Below are 2,634 nucleotides of genomic sequence, written 5' to 3'. Positions count from 1 at the left end.
GCCCCGGCACGGCGCCCGGGACGGGGACGGGCTGCCGGCCGGCGGTCTGCGGATCGGTCGCGGTGCCGGGCGGGGGTACGGCGGCGGGGTCGGCCCCCGGCGGCGTACCGACTGCTCCCGGTGGTGTGCCGGGGGCCGCCGAGGGGGCGCCGGCGGCCGTCTCCGGGGCGGCGGAGGGCGGCAGCGGCTGGGCGGTGGCCCGGCTCGGCTTGCCGCGCACGGCGCCGTCCGGGTCGAGGAAGGCGGGGCTGCCGCCGGGCACCATGCCGAGCTGCCGGGCGCGGCGCTCCAGGGCGTCCGGCGCGGACCGGCCGTCCACCTCGCGGCGCAGCTCCTGCTCCTCGTCGGTCAGCTCGGTGGTGCGCTTCTTCAGCTCGCTCAGCTCGAAGGAGCCGTGGTTGAGCGAGGAGTTGAGCAGCAGCAGGGTGATCAGCCCGCCGCCCAGCAGCAGCACCACCAGCAGGACGAAGGGGGTGCGGGCGGCGGTGCTCGGCCCGGACGGCATCAGCCGGGCCAGTCGGCCGGCTCGTCCCCGCAGGGGTCCCGCTGTGGTCACCGCTCCTCCTCAGCTCCCTGGCCGCCGCCGCCCGGTGCGCTCACCGATCGTCCTCCCTGATGCGCTCGGCGCCGCGCAGCCTGGCCGGGGCGGCGCGCCGGTTCTCGGCGATCTCCTCCTCGGTGGGCAGCTCCGCGCCGCGGGTCAGCAGCTTCAGCCGGGGCTGGTAGCGCTCGGGGACGACGGGCAGGCCGGGCGGGGCGGTGGTGGCCGCGCCGGCGCTGAGCACCTGCTTGACCAGCCGGTCCTCCAGCGAGTGGTACGACAGCACGGCGATCCGGCCGCCGACGGCGAGCGCCGCCACCGCGGCCGGGATGGCGCTCTCCAGCACCGACAGCTCGCCGTTGACCTCGATGCGCAGGGCCTGGAAGGTGCGCTTGGCCGGGTTGCCGCCGGTGCGCTTGGCGGCCTGCGGCAGCGCCTCGCGGATCAGCTCGACCAGCCGGGCGCTGCGGCTGAACGGCTCCTTCTCGCGTGCGCGCACGATGGCCGAGACGATCCGCTTGGCCTGCTTCTCCTCGCCGTACGCACGCAGGATGCGGACCAGGTCGCCGGGCGGGTAGGTGTTGAGGACCTCGGCGGCGCTGACGCCGGTCGTCTGGTCCATCCGCATGTCCAGCGGGGCGTCCTGGGCGTAGGCGAAGCCGCGGTCGGCCTCGTCGAGCTGCATGGAGGAGACGCCGAGGTCGAACAGGACGCCCTGGACGCGGGGCAGGCCGAGCCGGTCCAGGACCTCGGGCAGCTCGTCGTAGACCGCGTGCACCAGGGTGGCGCGTTCGCCGAAGGGGGCCAGCCGCTCGCCGGCCAGGCGCAGCGCCTCCGTGTCCCGGTCCAGGGCGACCAGCCTGGCCTCGGGGAAGCGGGTCAGCAGCGCCTCGCTGTGGCCGCCGAGGCCGAGGGTGCAGTCGACGACGACGGCGCCCGGCCGTCCCAGAGCGGGGGCCAGCATGTCCAGGCAGCGCTGGAGCATCACCGGGACGTGTCGGGACGGGGGGGTCAAGGCGCGCCCTCTCAGGATTCGGGCCCGGCGTCACGCCTCGGGGTCGGCGCCCGGGGGAGCGGCGGGCCGGCGCCGGGAGGGGTCGGCCGGTCCGGCGAGCGGGAGGGGCCGAGCCGTACGTTCCGCCGCGCACGCGGGGGGAGGAACCGGGCACCGGGGATGCCGCTGGATGGTCTCCGTGAACTGCGGTCACTCTAGTCCACCGCCCCGCGCGGTCAACCAACCGCCCTTCGCGTGGCGCGCGGCCGGCCGGGAGGGTCGCGGATCGTCTGTGGATTGCCTCACAGCGGCCCGCATCGGCGTACTTCGTCCCCCTCCACGGCGCGCCGCCCGCCGCGCTGACCAGTAACGTCGGAGCCATGTCGACTTCCGCTTCCGCGCACCCCGCCCCCTCCGCGACCGCCGACGGCGGCTCGGTCACGGACCGTCTCGTCGAAGCCAACCGGACCTACGCCGCCGGTTTCACCGATCCCGGCATGGACGCCCGGCCGGTCCTGAAGGTCGCCGTGGTGGCCTGCATGGACGCCCGGATCGACCTGCACGCCGCGCTCGGCCTGGAGTTGGGCGACTGCCACACCATCCGCAACGCGGGCGGCGTGGTCACCGACGACGTGATCCGCTCGCTCACCATCAGCCAGCGGGCGCTGGGCACCCGCAGCGTGGTGCTGGTGCACCACACCGGCTGCGGCCTGGAGTCGCTGACCGAGGAGTTCCGGCACGACATTGAGCGCGAGGTCGGTCAGCGTCCGGCCTGGGCGGTGGAGTCGTTCCGGGACGTCGAGCAGGACGTGCGGCAGTCGATGCAGCGGGTGCGCACCTCGCCGTTCCTGCTGAGCACCGAGGACGTGCGCGGCTTCGTCTTCGACGTGAAGACGGGCCTGCTGAACGAGGTCGCCCCGGCGGTCTGAGCGCCCCCCGGCCCCCGGTCGCGCACCGGGGGCCCGCTCCCCCGGCCCCTTCCTCGGCCTATGCCGGACCTTCGCCCGGCCTTCCCCCGGCCGGTCCGGCGACTGTGCGACCCACCCGAAACACGGCGTACCCGGCAATTCGCCTGCGGTTGTCCACAGGCGGATGACAC

The 2,634-nt window shown here is 75.5% G+C and carries 3 protein-coding genes; 1 reads left to right on the top strand and 2 read right to left on the bottom strand.

Annotation, left to right across the window (positions count from 1 at the left end; all coding sequences use genetic code 11):
• Both C6N75_RS28300 and rsmH read right to left on the bottom strand, forming a co-directional pair.
• Nucleotides 1-505: FtsB family cell division protein (locus tag C6N75_RS28300; protein WP_105871701.1), on the bottom strand; the 505-nt coding region annotated here is incomplete at its 3' end.
• A gap of 91 nt (nt 506-596) precedes the next feature.
• Nucleotides 597-1,556 carry a 16S rRNA (cytosine(1402)-N(4))-methyltransferase RsmH gene (gene rsmH / locus C6N75_RS28295; protein ID WP_258177661.1) on the bottom strand — a complete coding sequence of 320 codons (960 nt, stop codon included), beginning with the start codon at nt 1,554-1,556 and terminating at the stop codon, nt 597-599.
• 359 nt (nt 1,557-1,915) lie between these two features.
• Here rsmH and C6N75_RS28290 point away from each other — a divergent pair, with 359 nt between their 5' ends.
• Nucleotides 1,916-2,464 carry a beta-class carbonic anhydrase gene (locus C6N75_RS28290; RefSeq protein WP_105871699.1) on the top strand — a complete coding sequence of 183 codons (549 nt, stop codon included), beginning with the start codon at nt 1,916-1,918 and terminating at the stop codon, nt 2,462-2,464.
• The last annotated feature ends 170 nt before the right edge of the window (nt 2,465-2,634 follow it).

It is taken from the genome of Streptomyces solincola, from assembly GCF_002982015.1.
In the GTDB taxonomy this organism is placed as follows: domain Bacteria; phylum Actinomycetota; class Actinomycetes; order Streptomycetales; family Streptomycetaceae; genus Streptomyces; species Streptomyces solincola.
The sequence above is the reverse complement of the archived record's forward strand: the minus strand, read 5'-3'. Positions and strand labels throughout refer to the sequence as shown.

Excerpts from the sequence above, each read along its gene's own strand:
- C6N75_RS28290 (WP_105871699.1), top strand. The coding sequence starts at position 1,916 with ATGTCGACTTCCGCTTCCGCGCACCCCGCCCCCTCCGCGACCGCCGAC.